The organism is Selenomonas sp. oral taxon 149 str. 67H29BP (assembly GCF_000146365.1).
Classification (GTDB): domain Bacteria; phylum Bacillota; class Negativicutes; order Selenomonadales; family Selenomonadaceae; genus Centipeda; species Centipeda felix.
Genome location: NZ_GL397087.1, coordinates 312,428 through 334,786 on the forward strand (window position 1 = coordinate 312,428; position 22,359 = coordinate 334,786).

The 22,359-nt window shown below is 58.0% G+C and carries 20 protein-coding genes; 4 read left to right on the forward strand and 16 right to left on the reverse strand.

Going from position 1 to position 22,359, the window contains the following annotated elements:
• Positions 1-9 precede the first annotated feature (9 nt).
• Complete coding sequence (locus HMPREF9166_RS01480) at positions 10-885, reverse strand: Eco57I restriction-modification methylase domain-containing protein (RefSeq protein WP_050749685.1); 876 nt, start codon at positions 883-885, stop codon at positions 10-12.
• On the opposite strand from HMPREF9166_RS01480, the gene HMPREF9166_RS12835 reads away from it, so the two are divergent.
• A complete protein-coding gene (locus HMPREF9166_RS12835; RefSeq protein ID WP_254654999.1) occupies positions 861-1,316 on the forward strand; it encodes a hypothetical protein in 456 nt (151 codons plus the stop codon). The genes HMPREF9166_RS01480 and HMPREF9166_RS12835 overlap by 25 nt on opposite strands.
• A 204-nt stretch (positions 1,317-1,520) precedes the next feature.
• Here HMPREF9166_RS12835 and HMPREF9166_RS01485 read toward each other — a convergent pair whose 3' ends face one another.
• The 7 genes from HMPREF9166_RS01485 to tgt all read right to left on the reverse strand — a co-directional run bounded on the left by HMPREF9166_RS01485 (position 1,521) and on the right by tgt (position 9,991).
• A complete protein-coding gene (locus HMPREF9166_RS01485; RefSeq protein ID WP_009442272.1) occupies positions 1,521-3,740 on the reverse strand; it encodes a bifunctional (p)ppGpp synthetase/guanosine-3',5'-bis(diphosphate) 3'-pyrophosphohydrolase in 2,220 nt (739 codons plus the stop codon).
• Complete coding sequence (gene recJ / locus HMPREF9166_RS01490; protein ID WP_175279220.1) at positions 3,730-5,718, reverse strand: single-stranded-DNA-specific exonuclease RecJ; 1,989 nt, start codon at positions 5,716-5,718, stop codon at positions 3,730-3,732. Before recJ ends, HMPREF9166_RS01485 begins: the two co-directional genes overlap by 11 nt.
• A 73-nt stretch (positions 5,719-5,791) precedes the next feature.
• Entirely contained in the window at positions 5,792-6,709 is a 918-nt protein-coding gene (secF, locus tag HMPREF9166_RS01495; RefSeq protein WP_009442274.1) for a protein translocase subunit SecF, read from the reverse strand.
• On the reverse strand, positions 6,702-7,931 hold the full coding sequence (gene secD / locus HMPREF9166_RS01500; RefSeq protein ID WP_009442275.1) for a protein translocase subunit SecD: 1,230 nt from the start codon (positions 7,929-7,931) through the stop codon (positions 6,702-6,704). The genes secF and secD overlap by 8 nt, the downstream gene beginning before the upstream one ends.
• Before the next feature lie 33 nt (positions 7,932-7,964).
• A complete protein-coding gene (locus HMPREF9166_RS01505) occupies positions 7,965-8,561 on the reverse strand; it encodes a 5-formyltetrahydrofolate cyclo-ligase (protein ID WP_006691248.1) in 597 nt (198 codons plus the stop codon).
• A gap of 10 nt (positions 8,562-8,571) precedes the next feature.
• Positions 8,572-8,853 carry a preprotein translocase subunit YajC gene (gene yajC, locus HMPREF9166_RS01510; protein WP_006691249.1) on the reverse strand — a complete coding sequence of 94 codons (282 nt, stop codon included), beginning with the start codon at positions 8,851-8,853 and terminating at the stop codon, positions 8,572-8,574.
• Between the two features lie 13 nt (positions 8,854-8,866).
• Entirely contained in the window at positions 8,867-9,991 is a 1,125-nt protein-coding gene (gene tgt, locus HMPREF9166_RS01515; protein WP_009442276.1) for a tRNA guanosine(34) transglycosylase Tgt, read from the reverse strand.
• Between the two features lie 238 nt (positions 9,992-10,229).
• On the opposite strand from tgt, the gene trkA reads away from it, so the two are divergent.
• The 3 genes from trkA to HMPREF9166_RS01530 are packed head-to-tail and all read left to right on the forward strand — an operon-like array spanning position 10,230 to position 14,473.
• Positions 10,230-11,579 carry a Trk system potassium transporter TrkA gene (gene trkA, locus HMPREF9166_RS01520; protein ID WP_009442277.1) on the forward strand — a complete coding sequence of 450 codons (1,350 nt, stop codon included), beginning with the start codon at positions 10,230-10,232 and terminating at the stop codon, positions 11,577-11,579.
• Positions 11,579-13,018: a TrkH family potassium uptake protein gene (locus HMPREF9166_RS01525; protein WP_009442278.1), complete on the forward strand. Its 1,440-nt coding sequence runs from the start codon at positions 11,579-11,581 to the stop codon at positions 13,016-13,018. Before trkA ends, HMPREF9166_RS01525 begins: the two co-directional genes overlap by 1 nt.
• Positions 13,019-13,024: 6 nt before the next feature.
• Positions 13,025-14,473: a TrkH family potassium uptake protein gene (locus HMPREF9166_RS01530; RefSeq protein WP_009442279.1), complete on the forward strand. Its 1,449-nt coding sequence runs from the start codon at positions 13,025-13,027 to the stop codon at positions 14,471-14,473.
• A gap of 41 nt (positions 14,474-14,514) precedes the next feature.
• On the opposite strand, the gene HMPREF9166_RS01535 is transcribed toward HMPREF9166_RS01530, so the two are convergent.
• The 8 genes from HMPREF9166_RS01535 to HMPREF9166_RS01570 all read right to left on the reverse strand — a co-directional run bounded on the left by HMPREF9166_RS01535 (position 14,515) and on the right by HMPREF9166_RS01570 (position 22,304).
• Complete coding sequence (locus tag HMPREF9166_RS01535; RefSeq protein WP_009442280.1) at positions 14,515-15,048, reverse strand: NYN domain-containing protein; 534 nt, start codon at positions 15,046-15,048, stop codon at positions 14,515-14,517.
• 1 nt (position 15,049) lies between these two features.
• Positions 15,050-15,847, reverse strand: a complete 798-nt coding sequence (gene rlmB, locus HMPREF9166_RS01540) for a 23S rRNA (guanosine(2251)-2'-O)-methyltransferase RlmB (RefSeq protein ID WP_039981511.1) — start codon at positions 15,845-15,847, stop codon at positions 15,050-15,052.
• Positions 15,848-15,867: 20 nt separating this feature from the next.
• Entirely contained in the window at positions 15,868-16,506 is a 639-nt protein-coding gene (gene thyX, locus HMPREF9166_RS01545; RefSeq protein WP_009442282.1) for an FAD-dependent thymidylate synthase, read from the reverse strand.
• Positions 16,496-16,996 carry a Mini-ribonuclease 3 gene (locus tag HMPREF9166_RS01550; protein ID WP_009442284.1) on the reverse strand — a complete coding sequence of 167 codons (501 nt, stop codon included), beginning with the start codon at positions 16,994-16,996 and terminating at the stop codon, positions 16,496-16,498. The genes thyX and HMPREF9166_RS01550 overlap by 11 nt, the downstream gene beginning before the upstream one ends.
• Positions 16,997-17,003: 7 nt before the next feature.
• Complete coding sequence (gene cysS, locus HMPREF9166_RS01555) at positions 17,004-18,434, reverse strand: cysteine--tRNA ligase (protein WP_009442285.1); 1,431 nt, start codon at positions 18,432-18,434, stop codon at positions 17,004-17,006.
• Positions 18,435-18,443: 9 nt separating this feature from the next.
• Positions 18,444-19,166: a serine O-acetyltransferase gene (cysE, locus tag HMPREF9166_RS01560; RefSeq protein ID WP_039980823.1), complete on the reverse strand. Its 723-nt coding sequence runs from the start codon at positions 19,164-19,166 to the stop codon at positions 18,444-18,446.
• A gap of 161 nt (positions 19,167-19,327) precedes the next feature.
• The gene (locus tag HMPREF9166_RS01565) at positions 19,328-19,621 is read right to left on the reverse strand and encodes a late competence development ComFB family protein (protein ID WP_009442287.1); all 294 of its coding nucleotides are present in this window, start codon (positions 19,619-19,621) and stop codon (positions 19,328-19,330) included.
• A 25-nt stretch (positions 19,622-19,646) separates the two neighbouring features.
• The gene (locus tag HMPREF9166_RS01570) at positions 19,647-22,304 is read right to left on the reverse strand and encodes a hypothetical protein (protein WP_009442288.1); all 2,658 of its coding nucleotides are present in this window, start codon (positions 22,302-22,304) and stop codon (positions 19,647-19,649) included.
• Positions 22,305-22,359 lie beyond the last annotated feature (55 nt).

The following is a 22,359-nucleotide window of genomic DNA, read 5'->3' on the forward strand; positions in this document are numbered from 1 at the left end:
GGTCCGATTTCATTTTACAATGAACCCATATTTCTTTTTCTCATCTCGATAAGTGATTACAATACCGCCTTTGATTGGTGTGGACAAATTTGGGAAAACTTTGTCACTGTCTTCCTCATATTCCAACACTTTGAAATGTGGATCTTGCAACATCTTTTCGTTCCACGCCTTCGGCGTCGACCCTGCATTAAACAGAAACCTTGCAGGATGTATAAGTTCAACTTTATCAGCAACTTTATATGCTTCATAAAGAAATAAATGATAAATCGGAGGAGCATAATTACGCAAATCTCCATTAGATTCATCCTGATACGGCGGATTTCCAATCACAAAATCAAACTTCATTGTTCTTCCCCCCGTATTCACCCTACGATACTCCAGTCCGCTCTTCCGCCGCCAGTCATAGATGCGCACAGGCGGCATCTCTCCCGTATGCGCGGGGAACAGTCGGAGTTCCTCGATCTCCTCGGGCAGATCAAAGAGCATCAGCTCCATCGGCTCACTCTCCTCGGCATAGGGAATCGACCCACGTATCCCGTCCATCTGCCAGAGATTCCACACTATCGTGCGGATGATGGCGCGGTACTCCTGTGCTGTCGGCTTTCGCCGCCAGCGTGCACGCAGATACTTCTCGAACGTCATGAGGAGATTGTCCCCTTGGAACTCGTAGCCATACGTCGCCTGATAGGCGCGCACTGTCCACCGCATCCATTCCGTTTCATCCGCGGTATTCTCGCACACGATGCGCAGTTTACGGTCAAGAACGCCCTGCCGCTCCGCGAGTGGTACGCCCTCCATCGTCGCGACATCATAGCGGTGCACGAGATAGGGTACCTCGCCGCAGGTGATCTCAAGCCGCCGTGCATCGCGACATAGTGCTGCCACTTTCTTCGGCGCGGGAAACTGACGCGCGCGGACGGTACACCGTCTGCCATGAATGGATCCGCTCCACCGAAGTACGCGGCATCCACATCACCGATCATCTGCCGACAGACGGCAAGCGGGGTAAACACCTCAGCATGACGGCGCGTGCGCTCCGACTGCTGTTCCATCTCCTTGCGCGCCCGCGTCTTGATCACATCCGAGTGCTCTCCCGTAATCAGGGCAGATCGGATCTCCTGTGTCCGCTCGTACGGAAAACCGAGGGAACGGTAGGCGTCCGTCGCCCAAATGATATTCCGTTTGGTCGTCTTATCCGCGAGAAACGGGGCAAGGAGGCCCTTCGCGTGCAGCCGCAGAATCTCATCCTGTATTCCGACGAGCAAGATACACCTCTTTTTCCCATTCTCTCTCGTATGATCTGCTATTCGATATGATACTTCTCATAGAGCCGATGTCGCGCCTCACGATCCATCTGGTGGCTGTTTAATTGCAGGATCCATGATCGCTAGCTCCTTTCTTTCGTTCATTTCCTTTTATTTTATCAGACATCACGTATTTCTTCCAGTAGGCACATTGTTTTCTCAACAAAGAGCACCCCCATATATCGAATGCTCTTCCGACATACGGGGGTGCTTCCGTTACCCCTCTCCGCTGCCTGCACCTAGGGTGCGTGTGACGCGGTAGACGTCCTTGAGCTGGCGGACACGCGTCATGACTCGCTCGATCTGGTCGATGTTGCTGACGCTGAGTCCGAGCTGGACGGTGGAGGTTTTATTGCGGCGGTTCGGTGTGGCGTTGATGGTCTGGATGTTGATCTTCATCTCAGACGGCACGGCGAGGATCTCCGAGAGCATCCCGTTGCGGTCGTTGCAGATGATCTCGATGCCGACGGTGTACTCCTTGTCCAGACCGATGTCCCAGCTCACCTCGATCATGCGCGTAAACTCGGTGTCGTTGAGGACGTTCGGGCAGTCGGAGCGGTGCACGGAGACGCCCCGTCCGCGCGTGATGTAGCCCGTGATTGGGTCGCCCGGGACAGGGTTGCAGCAGCGCGCGAGGCGCACGAGGTAGCCGCCCTCCCCTTCGACGAGGACGCCATGACTTGCCTTTTTCCGCTTGCCACGGCGTGGCGCCTTGAGCTCCGAGAGCATCTGCGAGACCTCTGGCGGTGTGCTGTCCTTGATTGCCTGCTGATAGAGCTCAATCAGCTTCGTCATCGCTCCGCGCAGGCTGACACCGCCGTAGCCGAGTGCGGCGAGCAGATCGTCCTCGCTCTGCACATTGAGCTTTTCCGCGACCTTGGCAAGTCGCCCATCCGTCATGAGATCCTTTGCCGCATAGCCAAGACGCTTTGCCTCATCGCGAATGAGGGTCATGCCGCGCTCGATGTTTGCCTCGCGGTTCTCCCGTTTGAACCATGCGCGTATCTTCCCGCGCGTCGCCGAGGAGGCAACGGTGTTCAGCCAGTCGGGGCTCGGTCCGCTGCTCGCCTTGTTCGTGACGATGGAGACGATGTCGCCGTTCTTCAGCTTGTATTCGAGCGGCACGATCTTCCCGTTGACCTTGGCGCCGACGCAGTGATGCCCGATCTCCGTGTGGATGTGATAGGCAAAGTCGATGGGGTTCGAGCCTTTCGGCAGATCAATGACATCACCGCGCGGCGTAAAGACAAAGACCTCGTCGGAGAACACGTCGAGCTTCAGCGCCTCAAAGAATTCCTTCGGATCGTCGTATTCCTTCTGGAGGCTGACCATCTGACGCAGCCACGACATCTTTTGATCGTTCTCATCGCCCGCGCCGACGCTCCGCCCCGCCTCCTTGTACTTCCAGTGCGCCGCAATACCGAACTCGGAGATCTGGTGCATCGCCTTGGTGCGGATCTGGATCTCGAGCGGATCCCCCTCCGTCATGACGGTCGTATGCAGGGACTGATAGCCGTTGGACTTCGGCATGGCAATATAGTCCTTGAACCGCCCCGGGATCGGCTTCCACATCGCGTGGATGACGCCGAGCACACCGTAGCAGTCCTTGACCGTCGAGACGAGGACGCGCACCGCTGAGAGGTCGTAGATCTCATTGATGCTCTTGTTATCCCGCTTCATCTTGCGATAGATGCTGTAAAAATGCTTCGCGCGGCCCTTGATCTCTGCCTCGATTCCCGCCGTCTCAAGCTGGGCACGGATTTTTTGAACGGCATCCTGAATAAATTCCTGCCGCTCACGCCGCTTCTGCTTAACCTCTTCCACGAGCGTATAGTATGCCTCGGGTTCCAAATACCGCAGGCAAAGATCCTCGAGCTCCGCCTTGATGCCGGAGATGCCGAGACGATTCGCGAGCGGCGCATAGACTTCGAGTGTCTCCCGCGCGATGCGCTGGCGTTTGTCCTCGCGCATATACTTCAGCGTGCGCATGTTGTGCAGACGGTCGGCAAGCTTAATCATGATGACGCGGATGTCCTTCGCCATGGCGAGAAACATCTTGCGGTAGTTCTCGAGTTTGACATCCTCCTTGGACATGGACTCAATGCGCCCGAGTTTCGTCACGCCGTCAATGAGCGTCATGACGTTTTTTCCGAATACCGCCTCGATCTCCTCGAGGGTGGTCTGTGTGTCCTCCACCACGTCGTGCAGAAATGCGGCGCATATCGTCTCATCGTCAAGATGGAGCGTTGTAAGGATATAGGCGACGTGCATGGGATGGACGATATATGGCTCACCCGAGACACGTTCCTGTCCCCGATGAGCGTTTGCCGCAAATTCGTAGGCGCGTATAATTTTGTTGATATCCGCGTTTGGCTGATATGCGGCAATTTCCTCCAGGATCATATCGAGTGTCACAGGTTTCAGTTCATCCGACATTTTTTGTCGCCTCCTTTCTCTCCTGATGCTGACGATAGGTCGGCGCATCCATCAGCTCCATTGTACCCCGCGGCGGAACAAAATTCCACCCCTCAGACGATACATTCAGCACGCCGAGCTCCAAAAAGATCTGCAGGGCGCAGTCCATCGTGTAATGTGAGATATGTTCCATCGTATATGAAAAGCGGTGAGTAAGCACAGGTGCACTCCCTCGTATCGTCCCATCCTCCGCCGCAAGAGAACGCAGGAAGGCATAGATCCTGCGAAGCAGTTCCCGCTCCGGAAAGATGCGTTCGTGTGCGGCGGGCGTGACCGTATCCACCATGCACTGCACGGAGCGTTCGCCCTGCCACTCGTTGATGCCCGGCGTATAGGCGAGGTCGCTGTCCTCCTCCGTCAGCACTGTCGCGAGATCGCCCGCATTCCAGTAAAGTGCCGTGATGTGATGCTCCCGCGTGCCGATGTCCATGCGCAGATGCTTTCCCTCCGCACCGATAGACGATGCCTTCTGCGGACGGACGTTCCGCACGCCGAAGATCGGGCGCGGATTTCCCATCCCATACGGCTCCAGCAGAGCCAGTTCCTCCACTGTCTCGACGGTCCAGTCCGCAGGAGCGGCAAGAGCAGAAACGGCGACCTTCGGGATAAAGTCCTGCGCGGTCAGTCTGGTGCGCACCACCTCCGAAAAGGCACGGCGAAAGTCCGAGAGACGTTCACAGGAAAGTGTCAGTCCTGCCGCCATAGCATGTCCGCCGAACTGGATGAGGGTGTCACGACAGGCGGAAAGTGACTCATAGAGATGCAGTCCCGCGATGCTGCGGCATGAGCCCTTATAGACATCGTCCAGACGCGTGAGGACAATGCTCGGTCGATAATATTTTTCGACCAGGCGAGATGCCACGATGCCGATTACGCCTGCGTTCCATTCCTCTCCTGCCACGACAATGGCAGGAACATCGGGAGTGAAATCCGCCAGCTGCCGCTCCGCCTCCGCCAAGATGTCCTGCTCCAGATCACGCCGCTCCGTATTGAGTGCATTCAGCTCTCCTGCCATGCGGGAGGCACACGCCGTATCCTCGGTCAGAAGGAGCTCTGCCCCATGACGTGCTGTCTCAAGACGGCCTGCCGCATTGAGACGCGGGGCAAGCTGGAATCCGACCTGTCCCGTGTTGATGCTCTTGTCCGCAAGCCCCGCGACCTCGATGAGGGCGCGGATGCCAACACAGGGGTGCTCTGCCATCTGCCGCAGTCCCATCTGCACAATTTTTCGGTTCTCGCCGACGAGCGGCACAAGATCGGCGACCGTGCCGAGTGCCGCGATGTCCAGATACTCTGCAAAGGACTCCTTTCTCTCCATCTGCCAAAGTGCCTGAACGAGCTTAAACGCGACACCAACACCTGCGAGATTCTTCTCCGGATAGGCGCAGTCTGCACGATGCGGGTTCATCACGGCATAGGCAGGCGGGAGCATCTGCCCCGGCAGATGATGATCCGTGATGACGATGTCCATGCCGCCCGCCGCCTCTGCCACAGTATCCACCGAGGCAATGCCGCAGTCCACCGTCACAAGAAGGCGGCAACCCTCCCCCGCGATCTGCTGCAGGGCATCGGCGTTCAGCCCATAGCCCTCCGTGAAACGGTTCGGGATATAGTAGGAGACATTGCCGCCAAGCGTGCGGATACTCCGCATCAGGAGGGCGGTTGCCGTCATGCCGTCCACGTCGTAGTCCCCGTAGATCACGATCGGCTCGTCACGGCGGACGGCACACAGGACGCGCTCTGCCCCGCGCTCCATATCCGCCATGAGAAAGGGATCATGAAACGGCGTATCCGCGGGGTGGAGAAAAGCTCGCGCTTCCTCTGCCGTGCGGATGCCGCGCTGCCAGAGGAGCTGTCCGATGATGGACGTGACGCCGATCTCTGCGGCGAGCGCGTCCCCCTCGTCTGTATGCTGTGCGACGATCCATTCTTTCAGCACGTTTTTCTCCTCCTCTTCCCACCTCATCAAAAGAGCCTGCTCAGCGACCCAAGCAGGCTCTTTCCCTATGAAATCACTCCGCCGCTGCAGGTTTTACCGCGGGGCGGCGATGCTCCGTCCGATTGCGCAGCTCAATCCAGAGCTGGCTCGCAATGAAGATGGAGGAATAGCAGCCGACCGCAAAACCGATGAGCAGTGCAAAGGCAAAGTCCTTCGTCGTCTCGCCGCCGAACCAATACAGGGCGAACGTCGTGAACAGCACCGTGAACACCGTATAGAGCGAGCGGGTCAGCGTCTGATAGATGGAACGGTTGACCAGCTCGTTCACATCCCCGCCGCGGCGGAAATGCAGTTTCAGATTCTCACGGATACGGTCAAAGATAACGATGGTATCGTTGATGGAGTATCCGACAATCGTCAGCAGAGCGGCGATAAACGAAGAGTCAATCTGCCGCTGCGTGAACGAAAAGACTGCCATGACGATGATGATGTCATGGATGAGCGCGAGCACGGCCGACACACCAAAACGCCACTCAAAGCGATACGCGACATAGAGGATGATGAGTGCCCATGAGATCACGAGTGCAAGCACGGCATTCGTGATCAGCTCGCCGCCGATGGTCGCACCGACCTTTTCCTCGCGCAGCACCGTATAGGGACCGACATCCTGCGTGAGTGATGCCATGACCTCTTTGCGCTGGTTCTCCTCGAGGTCGATCGTGCGGATCATCACGTTCTCAGAGGCATCAATTCCCGCCTCTGCACCTGCAAACTGGATCGTGCTGCCGTCCAGATCGTACTTTGCGAGGCTGCTGCGCACCCCCTGCAAGGTCACAGGCTGCTCAAAGCGCAGATCCATGATCGTGCCGCCCGTGAAGTCGATGCCGAAGTTGAAGCCGCGCACGCACATACAGATAATCCCCGGGATAATGACGAGCAGCGAGATCAGAAACCATATTTTGCGATGTCCTGCGATATCGAACTTAGGCATTCTTCTCAGCCCCCTTCTTTCCTCCGAGCATGAAGCCCGTCGCACCATAGAGGCGCGGATTCTCTGACAGTTTCGAGTTGATCATCAGCTTGAGCATGAACTGCGTCAGCGTGATCGCCGTGAACATGGAGAGAATTGTGCCGACGCCGAGCGTGATGGCAAAGCCGCGTATCGTCCCCGTTCCGAGGAAGAAGAGTACGCCCGCTGCGATCAGCGTCGTGACATTCGAGTCAAAGATCGTTGTAAATGCACGCTTGAACCCCGCGTCCATGGCAAGGCGCAGGGACTTCCCATTGATCTGATACTCCTCTTTGAAGTGCTCAAAGATGAGCACGTTCGCATCCACCGCCATGCCGATGGAGAGGATGATGCCCGCAACGCCCGGGAGAGTCAGGGTTGCATCCATCAGGTAGAGGATACCGAGCAGCATGATCGTATATGCCATCAGTGCCACGTCGGCAATGAACCCCGAGAAATGATAGAAGAAAACCATGAAGAAGACGACCGCACCAAGACCAACCGCAAAGGCGAACTGAGACTTGTCCTTCGAGTCCTGTCCGAGAGTCGGACCGACCGTGCGTGTCTCGATGATCTCGACCTTCACGGGCAGTGCGCCGCTGCGCAGGACGACGGCGAGGTTCTGTGCCTCCTCGAGCGTCTTCTGTCCCGTGATCTCCGCACGCCCGCCGAGGATCGGCTCGCGTACGTTCGGCGCGGTGAGCACCTCTCCGTCAAGCAGGATCGCAATCGTACGCCCGACGTTCTTCATCGTCAGGTCGGCGAATTTCTGTGCGCCCTCATCCGAGAACTCGAGGTTGACGACGTTCTGCCCCGTCTGCGGATTCGTCGATGCCTGTGCATCTTTCAGATCGGTACCGGTCAGGACGGTATTTCCTTCCTCATCACGGAACTCGAGCATCGCCGTCTTTCCGATGGTCTTGATTGCCGCATCAGGATCCTTGACGCCCGGCAGCTCGATGATGACGCGCCGCTCACCCTCGCGCTGGATGATCGGCTCGGTGAGGCCAAGTGCATTGACGCGCTTCTCCATGATCGCCACCACGCGGTTCATCGCATCGTCGTTGACCTGTGCCTGCTCCGTATCGACCGCCTCCAGGACGACGTGTGTACCGCCCTGCAGGTCAAGCCCCTGTCGTATGGAGCTCGCAAGCGGCCGAACGCACACAAAAAAAGCTGCGATGATGACGGCGACCGTAATCACCAGCTTTAACAGACTATGTTGTCTCAACAGCCTTTACCCCTCTTTCACTCTGCCGTTTCGGCAGTCCATGCTGCGCCGCTCGGTTAGAATCCGATCGACGCGTGCATCCCACGCCGCCATTGGAACGGCAGGAACGATCTGAAAATCAAATGCCAGAACGAGACGTTCCGCATGCACCGCACGCGGCAGGAAGCGGTCATAATATCCGCCGCCCAGTCCCAGCCGTCCGCCGTCTGCATCAAACGCCGCACCGGGGACGATGACGACATCGATCTCCTCGGGCGGAATCTGCGCCCCACGTGCAGGATCAGGTGTCGGTATATCAAATGCACCATCGATCAGAGCATCCATGGCAGCCAGTTCCCGTGCCTCCATTGTGCCGCGCCCCGTGATCTCGGGCAAAGCGATGCGTTTCCCCGCAGAGATCAGCTTCTCCATCAGCGGAAAGAGATCAATCTCCTCCGGCATGGATGCATAGAGCATGACTGTTCCTGCCCGCTTCAGTTCCGGCAGGACCTGCGCCGTAATGATGCCGCCCGCGTGCGTCCGCTGCTCCGGTGAAACTGCACGGCGGCGGCTCAGCATCTCCCGCCGCAGGGCCTTTTTCTCAGCACGTATATCCTCTGCCATCACAGCGGATTTACTCCTGTCCCTCACTCACGCCGCTGATCGCAGAGCGCTCAAAGACGATGCTGACGTTCTCGGCAGCACTGAGGGTAACGGTTTTCTCATCAATCGCAGTAATCCTGCCATGCATCCCGCCGAGCGTAATGACCGCATCGCCGACCTTCAGACGGCTGAGCATTTCCTCACGCTTCTTCTGTGCCTGCTTCTGCGGGCGGTAGAGGAGAAAGTAAAAGAAGAGCACCAGTATAACAATCGGGCCCCACGAACTCAGCTGTGCCATCATTTCTGCATCCATAAAGACAACTCCTTCACTTATTTCTATGATAGTGACTCATAAAGTCCTGATAAAACGATAAAAACATCCCATCCAAAATTGACGCACGTATCCGCCGCATGAACTCCTGCAGGAAGTAGAGGTTGTGCAGGGAGAGCAGCCGCAGTCCAAAGATCTCCTGCGCCCGTACGAGATGACGGATGTACGCACGCGTGTACCCATTGCGGCAGGCATAGCAGCCGCAGCCGTCCTCCATGACGGTATGGTCATGCGCATACGCCGCGTTCTTCATCACGAGCCGCCCCGTCCATGTCATTGCCATGCCGTTGCGCGCCACGCGCGTCGGGAATACGCAGTCAAACATGTCGATGCCGTGCCGTACCCCCGTGAGGAGGTAGTCGGGGGTCCCGACACCCATGAGGTAGCGCGGTTTCTCCTCGGGCAGAAGCTCTGTCGTATAGGAGAGGATCTCCTCCATCAGTGCATGCGGTTCGCCGACGCTCAGCCCGCCGATGGCATAGCCCGGCAGATCGAGCTCCGTTGCAGCGGCGGCGTGCCATGCGCGCAGGTCGCGGTACATCCCGCCCTGCACGATGCCGAAAAGCCCCTGCTCCTCTGCGCCCGCCATCGCATCGCGACAGCGGATGAGCCAGCGCTGTGTGCGCTCCGTCGAGGCCTTCGCATAGTCATGGTCGGCAGGATACGGAATGCACTCGTCAAACGCCATGACGATATCCGAGCCGAGCGCGCGCTGCACCTCCATCGATACCTCGGGCGAGAGGAATTTCTTCGCCCCGTCAATATGCGAGCGGAACGTCGCCCCCTCCTCGGTGATCTTGCGCAGGTCGCCAAGGCTGAACACCTGAAATCCTCCGCTGTCCGTGAGGATCGCACCGTCCCAGTGCATGAAGCGATGCAGTCCGCCCGCCTCCCGCACGAGCTCCATTCCGGGACGCAGGAAGAGATGATAGGTATTGCTGAGGATGATCCCCGCGCCGAGATCACGCAGCTCATCGGGTGAAACGCCCTTGACGGACGCCTGCGTCCCCACCGGCATGAAGATCGGTGTTGGAAAGCTCCCATGGGGGGTGTGAATGACACCGGCACGCGCACCCGTCGCAGGATCTTTCCGAATCAACTCATAGGTAATCGCCGCCAATCATCCACCTCCACGCCTGCCAAATTCTCTCTATTGGCGCAAACTCTTCCAACTCACAACATTACTATATTATGTATCACGCCCGACATTGTCAAGCCGATTCGCGACAATTCAATGAGCAAATCCAAATTTTACATTCCATAACATTTATCAGAGAGCCGAAATCGGTTAAAATATGGCATCATGCCATGCAGTGTGGTATACTTGCCATGATTTATCGTGTGCAGGAGGTAGGAATGTGCGAATTGTAGTAGCAGGCGCGGGACAGCTCGGATACAGCATTGCCTCGCTGCTCTCGGAGGAGGGCATGGACGTCGTCGTGGTGGACGGCGTGTCAAAGCAGCTGGAGGCGGCGAAGACGACGCTCGATGTGCTCACGGTCGAGGCAAATATCGCGAGCCCCATAACGATGAACGATCCCGACATCAATAGTGCGGACATTCTCATCGCGGTGACGGAGAGCGATGAGGTGAACATCGTCGCCTGTGTCCTCGCGAAGAAACACGGCATTCGTCATACGATTGCCCGCATCCGCGATATGAAGGTCACGGTGGAGGCAGGCAAGTATCTCAAGGAAAATTTTGACATTGATCTCGTGCTGAACCCCGAGCTCATCACGGCGAATGAAATCAACCGCATCCTCATGACCCCTGCCGCACTCAACGTGGAGGATTTTGCACAGGGCAAGGTGCAGCTCTTCGAGACGCGCATCCGCCGTCATGCGCCGATCGCCCGCATTCCGCTCAAGGACTTAACCCTGCCGCAGGGTGTCTTGGCAGGGCTGATCTTTCGTGACCATCGAATGATTATCCCCCATGGCGATGATATGTTTCTCCCAGGTGACAATGCCTACTTCATCGGCCTGCAGGAGCGGATCGAGGAGTTCAGCCAGAGCCTCGTGCCCAGCGACACGAAGAAGCTCGCACGCGTCGCCATCATCGGTGCGGGCCGAACGGGACGTGCGCTCGCGCTCATGCTCGAGCGTCAAGGGGTACAGGTAAAGGTGATCGACCGCAGCCGCGAGCGCTGCGAGCTGCTCGCAGGAATGATGTCAACAGGCCTTGCAATCTGCGGCGACGGTACGGATATGGATCTCCTGATGCAGGAGGGAATCGCCGAGGCGGATGCCATCGTCTGCCTGACGGAGGACGACAAGCTGAATCTGATGCTTGCCCTCCTCGCACGCCATCTCTCAAACAGCAGCATCAAGTCATTGGTGCGCGTCAACCGCAATGAGTATATCGATCTCATGGAGAAGGTCGGCGTGACCATCGCGCTCTCGGCGCGTCTGCTCTCCGCAAGCGAGGTGCTCGCCTTTGCGCGAGGCGGCGATGTGGCGCGTGTCACCCTGCTCGAGGGCGCACGTGCAGAGGCGCTCGAGGTGATCGTCCGCCCCGGTGCTCCCGTCGCAGGAAAAAAACTGATGGATGCACGGCTCCCGCGCGAATGTCTCGTCTGTGCCTATGTGCGCGGAGAGAAAGCGGCAATCCCGAACGGCACGACGGAGCTGCAGCCGGGAGACCGTGTCATTCTCTTCGTCCTGAAGAGTTTTGCCAATAAGGCTCTCACCTACTTTGGAGACGACTGATGCGTTTTGATCTCTTTTGGGTGCTCATGGGGCGCACGGCGTACGTCTTCGCTCCGCTCTATCTTATTCCCTTTGCCTATGGGATAATCGTCGGCGATGCCTCGACCGGTTTTTTTCTCGTTCTCAGTGTACTGACCTTTATCCTCGGCATGGTGTTCGGCAATATGGGGCGCAGTCACATGCGCCAGTTATCCGTGCAGGAAGGGACGCTCTTTCTGCTCGTCGTGTGGTTTTTCCTCGCGCTGCTCGGCATGCTGCCCTTTCATCTGGCGGGGCTGCATCTCTCGCCGATCAATACCTTCTTTGAATGTATCTCAGCACTTACGACGACGGGTCTGACGGCACTGCCCGAGAATCTGCCGCCCGCACTCCTCCTCTGGCGCGGACTCATGAGCTGGTTCGGCGGACTGCTCTTTGTCGTCATTCTTGTGACGGTGCAGCCCGTTGTCAGCGGCTGCTTCGGCGTGGATTTTTCGGTGCGGCAGGAGCGGCTCTTCAGCCCTCTCTGGAACCGCATGACGCGCCCCATGCACGAGATGACGCTGCTCTACATTGCCATCACAATTGCTGCGGCTCTCCTCTATCTTGCGGCGGGCGACACGGTCTTCTCAGCACTGCTGCTCGCCCTCTATACGATTGCCTCGGGGGCAGGGCCGATGGCGGGCGACCTCCCGCCAACACCATCTCTGATGCTCGCCGGCGGTCTCAGCGCTCTGCTCTCAGCACTGCCGCTCCTCACGATCCGACAGCTCCTGCGCCGACGCAGCGAGGTGGACGTACTGCGCCACACGGAGCTGCACGCCTTTTGCCTGCTCTTTCTCGCCGCTGGATTGGCGCTCACCATTCCAGCTCTTCTGTGCAGCACATCCTCCCCCATCGATGCCATTGCCCACGGATTTTTCTACGCCATTTCCTTTCTCTCCACGAATGGGCTGCTGCTCGCGGGAGCGATCCCCGTCCACGGCGGTGCTGTGCTGCTCCTGACGCTCCTCGCCATCATCGGCGGCTGCATGGGCTCGGCAGCAGGCGGTTTCCGCATTTCGCGCCTGCTCGTACTGCTCGCACTCTCATGGACGGAACTGCGGCGCACCCTGCACCCGCGCATTGTATTCGCCGTGCGGCAGGGGGGAATGCCGATCCCCATCCACTCGGTCGGACGGGTGCTCGTCCTCTCTTTTTTCTTCGCTGCAGTCTTTTCAGTCAGCAGTCTCCTCATCTCTCTGGCGAACCTTGCCCCCATCGAGACGATTGCCCTGACGGTCTCCTGTCTCACAACGACGGGCGGTGTCGCGGGGCTGGTACACATGGACACAGCAGCGGCGCTCCCGGCATGGACAAAGATCGTCTGTGTCTTTCTCATGATCCTTGGACGCATCGAGATTTTTGCCTTTTTCCTTTTCATCGGTGCGCTGTTCAAGGACACCGGGCATAACTGGTAGGACGCTATGAATATCTATACGGTCAACTATATTCTGTCACGCCTTTCCTTTGCGATGGCGGCGGCACTCGCGATCCCCCTCGTCCTCGCCATCGTCGGCAAGGAGGCAAGCCGCGAGGCGTTCATGCTGTCCGTCTTCGTCAGCATTTTTTTCGGCATTGCCTTTCGCCGCTACGGGGAACGCTCCGATGATCTGACCCCGCGCGAGGGGATCGCCATTACAGCGTTCGGCTGGTTCACGGGGACTTTTCTCGGGATGCTTCCCTACCTCCTCGGCCACTACCTCGGTTTTCTCGACGCACTCTTTGAGAGTATCTCGGGCTTTACCGGTACGGGCGCGACGGTCTTTGTCACACTCAATGGGGTGCCGTACAGCATCCTCTTCTGGCGGATGATGACGGCGTGGATCGGCGGCCTCGGCATCATCGTGATCTTTATCGCGCTGCTCCCGCAGTCCGGGGCAAGCACGATCTATATGTACAGTGCCGAGGGCAGCGGTCCGACGCTCGACCGCGTCATGCCGCGCCTGCACGAGATGACCGTCGCACTCTTTAAAATTTATCTGATCTTCACCATCATAACAACGGCTGTTTTCATGCTGTGCGGTGTCGATTTCAGTATTGCTCTTGCCCACGCAATGTCCACCATCGGAACCTGTGGATTCTCCACCTACGACGACAGCACGATGCACTTTCACAATCTCCCATTCGAGCTGTGGACGGCGCTCTTCATGTTCCTCGCAGGCGGCAGCTTCTCACTCTACTACCGTGCCTATGTCAAGGGACCTGCGGTCATTCTGCACAACACGGAGTTTCGCACCTATCTTGGCATCGTTCTCGCGGCGACGCTCCTCATCGCGCTCAACCTCATCCTCTCGATGGGGATGGACGGCAGTATGGCGGCACGCGTCGCAATCTTTCAGGTGACCTCGCTGTCGACGACGGGATTCGTGTCGGCGGACTTTGAGACGTGGCCGACCTTCTCCAAGATGGTACTGCTCCTCCTCATGGTGATCGGCGGCTGCGCAGGCTCGACAGCAAGCGGCATCAAGGTGGTACGCCTCATCCTCCTCGTGCGCAACGCACGTGCCGTCGTCCTCCAAAAGCTGAATCCGAACCGCGTGGTGGATATCACGCTCACGGGCGCACATGTCGACGGCGCAATGCTGCTGCGCGTCGGGACATTTTTCTTTCTCTACCTCGCCGTCATCTTTGTCACGGCGTTCCTGCTCGCCATGGACGGTCTTCTCCCGTTCGATGCTGTCGCCGTCGCCATCACGACCATCGGCAACATCGGCCCCGCATTTGGGATCGTGAGCGCGACCTCCACCTACGCACCGCTCTCCGATTTCTCAAAGGCGATACTCTGCCTCACGATGCTCCTCGGCCGCCTTGAGATCTTCACCCTGCTCATTCTCCTGCAGCCGTCGTTCTGGCGCAGGACGCATCGGTGGTAAAAAATGGGGACTGTCCAGCGAAACATCTTCGCCGACAGCCCCTATTTTTTACGCCGCAGTTCTTCGAGCCGCGCCAGTGTCGCGCGGTCGATCCGTTCGTGCACCTCGATGCGCCCGAGCGGTTTCGTGTGCGTGCTGATGTACTCCGCACGCATCAATTTTTTTGCCTTTTTTACCGAACGGCGCAGCTCGGGCGAGGTAATGCGATACGCGCCTGCCCCGAGGATAAGGCTCTGCTCTGCTCCGTCCGACGTGACGACGTGTACCTCACGTCCCATGCGCACCGCTGTATAGGCGAGCCTCTCGATGCAGCTGTCCGCCGTCTCCCCCGTCGCTGTATAGATGACACGCATACGACTGCTGATCTCCAGCGCATGCTCCTCTTCGTCCGTAGCAAATGCGTCAAAGACAACGGTCATCTCGTAGTTCTCAAACGCACCGTACTCCGTCAAAATACGGATGAGGACATCACGCGCCTCGTCGAGGTTGCTGCGCAGGCGAATGAGCTCCGGCCACGCGTTGATGACGTTGTAGCCGTCGATGAGGTAGTACGCGGGTTCCCGCTGCGCTGTCATGTCACACCGCAGCCTTTGCCCTGCGCTGCCGCTGTGCCTCGTACATGAGGATCGCCCCCGCAACGGAGGCATTGAGGGAGTTGATCTTCCCCACCATGGGCAGGCGTACGGTAAAGTCACAGAGATCACGCGTGAGGCGGCTCATGCCGCGTCCCTCGCTGCCGATGACGAGGACGAGAGCGCCTGTGAGATTGGCATGGTCATAGGTCTCCTCGCCGCTCATATCCGCCCCCGCAATCCAAAAGCCCTGCTCTTTCAGCGCACGCATGGTCTGTGCGATGTTGCCGATGCGCGCAACGGGCACGTATTCGAGTGCCCCCGCCGAAACGCGCGCGACGGTTTCCGTCAGGGGGACACTGTGGCGGCGCGGGAGAAGAATCCCGTGGACGCCGGCCGCATCTGCTGTGCGGAGCAATGCGCCGAGATTCTGCGGATCCTCGATGCCGTCGAGGAGCAGGAGGAGCGGATCCTCCCCGCGCGCCCGCGCGCCCGCGATGATCTCCTCCACCGCAGCGTAGGCGACGGGTGCAACATAGGCGACTGCCCCTTGATGCCGCACATCCTGCGACACGAGGGCATCGAGCTTGCTGCGGCCGACCGTGTCCACCGTGATGCCATGCTCGCGTGCGAGATCCCGCAGTTCGTTGACGCCACCACCGCGCACATTGTCGGCGAGCAGAATGCGGTTGATGCCGCGCCCCGCCTTGATCGCCTCGATGATGGCATGCCGTCCCGCCAAGATGGGCGGGGCCTTTTCCTCCTGCGGCACAGCATTGCGCTGTGCATGCTTTTCTTTCATCGGATTCACCTTCTGCACCATCAGCTGCGCGGGATAAACGCTTCAAGCCACGGCTCCTCTGCGACGATGAGATCGCGCATCCGCAGCATCATCTCTTTGATTTCCCACTGCGCCCCGGGGGTTGTGACGCGCTTTTCATAGACATCCATAAAGGAGCGCAGATTGAGTGTCGTGACGAAATTCGTGCACGCTCCGCCCGGCAGAACAAAGCGCGCATCCTGCTTCGCGACACCGAGCGCGAGAAGCTCGTCGTATGTCTTTTGGATCTCCTGCATACAAGCCATATAGCGTGCATACGCCTCTGCGTTTTCCGCCACGGTCTGCGGGACGACATGCTCAAAGAGCCCGTCCGTCTGCTTTTCGGACTGCTCCGAGACATAGCGCTGACTCTGCACGCTCAGTGAAACGCCGATGCGATGACGGCTGTATTGGGCGAGGAGCGTGCGCGACACATCCTTAACGGCAAACGTCATGGAGCAGTGCTCGACGACAGAAAGATGTTTGCTCGTCATAATGCGCGTGAGGAGACGCAGCATCTCCTCCTCCGTCTTTTCCTCCGTGAGCAGTTCGATGGGCGAGTCTGCGCTGTAGCAGGTGCGCGCCGCTGTCCAGCAAGTTTTAAGGTAATTCGGCGTCTTCGAGATCAGTTTAATTTCCATGCTTTTTTTCCCCCTGCATCTCCTCCATCATTGCCTTGGCAATGATCTGAAATGCCGCTTCTGTAATCTCCTCGAGACGCTCTGTCTCATGGCGAATGTAGAGGCTGCCGAGAAGCGCCTCAAAGCCCGTACTCGCATGGTAATCCGCGACTGATGCACTGCGCGGCGCATGGCTCTTCGTATTCCGTGCACGGCGGTAGATCGTTTGCTCCTCCTCGGTCAGCATAGGGGCGATGCCGCGATAGGCGCGTGCCTGCCAGACCGCCGAGACGATCTGAGCACTGAATGCGTGCAGCCCCTGCACCTGCGTCTGTTCGTACGAGAGGAGACGCATGCGTACATAGAGGTGAAAATATGCGTCGCCAATGTAGGCAAGCACGAGCGGATGCACCTGGGCGGCATCCACATGGTCATAGCGCACGGCGGGATTCCCGTCGCCATCCGGCAGGAACATCGTGCGAACGAGCTGCTGAAAGCGTTCAAACTTCATGCGCTTGTTACGCCCGCTTCCAGCGCACACCAGTCGGCGTGTCCTCGATGAGAACGCCCGCCTCCTTCAGCCCGTCGCGAATCTTATCCGCAAGTGCCCAGTTCTTCTGTGCACGCGCTTCCTGCCGCAGGGAGATAACAAAGTCCATGATAGCATTAGTCAGGCCATCGTCTGCGGGAGCCGCCTCATCCTGCTCAAAGATGCCGATGATCCCGGCCATTTTGCGATATGCCTCGGCTGCCATGCGGAAATGTGCCATGTCAAACGCTGCGCCGCGCTCGATCTCCTGATGATAGCGATTGATCTCCTTCGCGAGCCCAAACATCTGACTGATCGCAAGTGCCGTGTTGAAATCGTCGTCCATCGCTGCATCAAAGTCGCGCAGAAATGTCTCCGCCTGCGCGGCAAGATCCGCCGCCGTGTCCGCTGTTCCCTCCCGTTTCAGGAGCTCGTCGATCACGTCATTCGCGCCTTTCAGACGCGCAAGAGCCGCCTGTGCCTCCTTCAGCCGCTCATCGCTGAAATCGAGCGGGCTGCGGTAATGGGTCTGGAGGATGAAGAAACGGATCACCTCGCCCGGATATTCCTTCAGAATGTCCTTGACCGTAAAGAAGTTATTCTTCGACTTCGACATTTTCTCGTTGTCGATGGTGATAAAGCCATTGTGCAGCCAGTAACGTGCAAATTTTATGTCAGCGTCGATGCATGGATCTGCCTGTGCAATTTCATTCTCGTGATGCGGGAAGATCAGATCGCTGCCGCCGCCGTGGAAGTCAAACGCCTCACCGAGATACTTCACAGACATTGCCGAGCACTCGATGTGCCAGCCGGGGCGTCCCTTCCCCCATGGGCTGTCCCACGAGGGTTCGCCCGGCTTTGCCGCCTTCCACAGAGCAAAGTCCATCGGATGATGCTTCGTCTCGTTGACCTCGACGCGCGCACCTGCCTCCATGTCGTCAAGACTGCGTCCGCTGAGGCATCCGTACGGAGCAAATGCCTCGACGCTGTAGTAGACGTCGCCCGCCTCCGTAACGTAGGCATAGCCGCGCTCGATCAGCGTCTCGATCATGCGGATGATGTCGTCCATCGTCTCGGAGACGCGCGGGAATACATCGGCACGATGCACATTCAGCGCATCCATCGCCGTGAAGTAGGCGGCGATATAGCGGTCAGAGATCTCCTTCCACGTCACGCCCTCGCGATTCGCCGCATGGATGATCTTATCATCCACGTCGGTGAAGTTCTGGATGTAGCGTACGCGATAGCCCTTGTGCGCGAGATAGCGGCGTATGACATCCCACGTCACAAAGGGACGTGCATTTCCGATGTGCGGGTCATTATAGGGAGTTACACCGCAGCAGTAAATGCTGACCTCGCCCTCACGCAGCGGGTGAAACTCTTCTTTTTTTCGGGTCATTGTATTGTAAACAGTAATCATCGTATCTCCTTATTCACGCTTTTCAAGGACATCCAGCCGCGCCTTCAGTGCGGCGATCTCCTGACGCATCTGTTCGATCATCTCCGCCTCCGGATCGGGCAGCATGTCATGATCGAGGTCAACATCCAGCTCACTCGCGATCTCCTCGGCACTCTCCTCACAGTCTATGGAGTAGGCGCGTGCCCTCAGCAGCTCTGCCTCTGTACGGACACGCTGTCCCTTCATCACGACAATGCGCCCCGGGATGCCAACCACTGTGGCATGTGCGGGAACGGGTCGCAGGACAACAGAGCCCGCACCGATCTTGGCGTGGTCGCCCACCGTGAACGAGCCAAGCACCTTGGCACCCGATGCCACGACGACGTTGTTGCCGAGCGTCGGATGGCGCTTTCCCTTTTCTTTGCCCGTTCCACCGAGGGTCACCCCCTGGTAGAGCGTGACATTCCGCCCGATCTCCGCCGTCTCCCCGATGACAATGCCTGTCCCGTGGTCGATAAAGAGCCCCTCGCCGATGCTCGCTCCCGGGTGGATCTCAATCCCCGTCAGAAAACGCCCGAAGTTCGAGATCAGGCGCGGAATCAGCACCCAGCCGCGCACAAAGAGTGCGTGGGCGATACGGTGCAGCCAGATGGCATGCAGCCCGCCGTAGCAGAGCACCACCTCGATCACGCTCTGCGCCGCCGGGTCACGCTCAAAAACGACGCGAATATCGCGCCTGATCTGTGCGAACATGAAAGAATCCTCTCTGTGATAAAACACAAAAAACAACACGGGTAACATCGAAGTTTGTGCCGTGCTTTTTTATTTTATCAAAAAAAGAGCTGCCGCGCAACCGCAAGAAAACACCCGCAGAGCCACGCCCCACGAGTGTTTTCTTGCAGCTGTCGGCACGCTCAGAGCCCCTCCTCATCACGGCCATGATGCGGCTGTCCATCGACGATCTGCATTGCGCGCACCGTCTCTGTGAGCACCTCCACCTCGTATTGGAGCTCCATGCCCTCAGCGCGGTTCAGGACGTCGCCCTTATGCGTCGACACATAGCGCGGGGGCAGATTGTTGAGGGCAATCATCATCATATCCGTCCTGCACCGATCGCACATACAGATGTCGGGGTACTGCGGCGCAAGACGCTTCAGCATGTGATCGACGGCATCCTCCATGTAGTTCTTAAATGGCAGATGATTCATCGCATCATTCCTCCCCACCGTGGGTTCAGCCCAGACGAATGGTATAGATGGTTCCCTTGTAGTTCTTCGCCATGAGCGCCTTTTCCGCAGCAACCGTGTACTCAATCGTATTCGGCGACTTCTTGCGGATATAGACACCGACATCGTCGTCGTCACTCACATCGCTGTCGTCGACCATGCACCGCACCATGCGCACCTCAGCCGCCTTCATGTGCCCCTTGAGCGCACGCGGTTCCTGCGTGTAGTACAGCTCGAACTCATCCTCATCCGCATACGTAAAGTAGGTCCATACACCGTAGTCGACGCGTGCATCGATGTCCACATGGAAGCAGCCATGCTCGTTCAGGCTGCCGAGAAAATACGGGAACAGCAGCTCGTCATGCGCATCGACATTCTTGTTGATGATCTTGACATCCTTCCCGCCCTTACGGCAGCGGAGCAGACCAAAGGCCACGCCCGTCTTTCCCGTGCGCAGGCGGTCAAAACCATCGAGGAGCTTTTTGCCCATCTCCTTCTCCTCATGCTCCATACCGAGCGGGAGGTAGAGGATGAAGGGTGCGTCCTTGCGCTGCATCGTAGACTTTGTATGCTCTTGCTTCTTTCCGTCCGTTTTCTCGCCTGCCGTTTTCGCTGCGGGCGATATGGCGCCGATCTGACGATCAATGTACTCATCGAACAGCTTCCGTACGATGGGTGCCTTACAGGAGTTGCCCGCGAGGAAGATGTGTACCTGCCGTACATCACGTCCCTTGAAGGCTGCCGCCATCGCCTGGAAGAAGTTATCTACGCCGCGCCGTATGCGGTTCTCAAGTGTGCGCTCGAGCTTTTTCACGTCGATGTGCAGGCGGACATCCGCACGGTTTCCTGCATTCCCCGTTTTTTCCGAGGAGAACAGTGTCATCTCCGTATCGAACGCATCCCCAGCCGCGAACTCCTCATAGCCTGCGCCATGTTCCCAGAAGGGACGCAGCCGCTCGGCGAGGATCTTGTTGTTGAGATGCGACGCCGCATCGCGCGTCTCGCGCACGAGTGCCTCCGCCCCCGCAAATGTCTCACTCTCGGGCGGGAGCGCAAATGTGATCTTATGCTGGCGCATCTCGGGCAGATTGTCCTTGAATACCTCGTAGGCAAGCAGCTCGAGGATGTTCTCTCCGCCGAGATACATATCGCTGCCGAAACCAAACTGCTCGATGATGAACTTGCGCCGCCCATTCTCCGGTACGGACTCCACGCCGAAGTCAAAGTCCGTCGTGCCGCCGCCGAAGTCAAACACGCCGTAGGCGACCTCCTCGCCCGCACGCTTCGGCTCAAGCCCGTATGCTTCAAGGGCACTGATCGCGTACGCAGCGGGCTCATTTGCCCCATCGTACACGCGGAAACGGCGCATCATATCCGCATCGTCGAGAAGAGCCTTCGGCAGCGTCTTTCTGAGTCCGCGCTCAAAGCTCTGGCGGATGTGCTCGCGTACGCTCTTCTCATAGCCCACGGGGAAGGAGAGGATATAGTCGAGATAGATGCTGCGATGCATATTGTTGATATAGAGTCCGAGATAGTAGGCGTAGATCTCGATGGGGTCGAAGCCGCCCGCATCGAGCGGCTGCGTCTCCGCATACGGCTTTACCTCCTGAATGTAGCCGTGCCGATCCTTCAGGATCGGGGAGTTCGCCGTGTCCCTTGTCCAGCGTTTCAGCTCGCTGAACACGGAGTAGTAGACAGCGATCCCCTCCGTCGACTGACGCTCAAAGATCGCATCCGCCGCCTGATGCGACGCGGTCACCTGCGCCCACTCCGTATAGGGGCGTCCCTCGCGTGCACGGTAGAGCTGCTTGAACTTTTCAATATCGATCAGCTCAATCGCCGTCGGATTCTCATAGTCCTGAATCGTCGGCTCATTGGAGTAGTCGCCCTTGCCGATGCGCAGGAGACGTGCCTCGCGGTCACGGCAGACGACGACCGTACTGCGCGTACCGAAGTCGATCGCGCAGGTTCCGTTCATGATCACGTCCATCTGGGGCGGACGTGCCACGAGGAAATCCGTCGGTGGCAGACGCAGACAGACGCTGTCCTCACGCCCCTCATCCGTCAGTTCCTCGTAGAGATCCCAATGCCCCAGGCTCATATCCGTCAGGATGCGCTCCGCATAGGGCTGGATATTGGCGCGGACATGGTCCGTATACAGGAGAGATTTCTTGAACGGCTCGATGGAAAAATCGAGGGCAACCGAGCCCGTATTGATCGCCGTCTCAATAACGCTCTGGATGTCAAAGGTCGTGCCGAAGATCGTCTCCTTGAACCGCCCTGCCACCACATCCTCGGCAAAACGCTCATGGTCAAAGATGAGCTGATCCTCCTCGATGCGGATGTAGGCACGGATCTTCGGATACTCCGCCACCAGACGGCGCAGACGCTCCTCCTGCTCGTGCGAGACATCCTCGGCGTTGAACTCATCCGAAATCCATTTCAGAAAGCTCTGTGCGCCGCTCGTCTCCATCCCAAGGGAGAACATATACTTCTTATTGACAATGGAGGCTGTCTCATCTTTGAGCGCAGCAATATCGCTGCCGATTTGCTTTCCAAAACGAAGCGTACTCTCGTAAAAGAATTGCCGAAATGCGTTCTTTTTCAGATGTAAGCTGCGCATGAGCACCGGACGCGCCGTCGCCTGCACCTCTTTTCGCGTCATTCATTCATCTCCTAACGAAAAACAAAATTCCTTTATATAAATATTCTTCGTATTT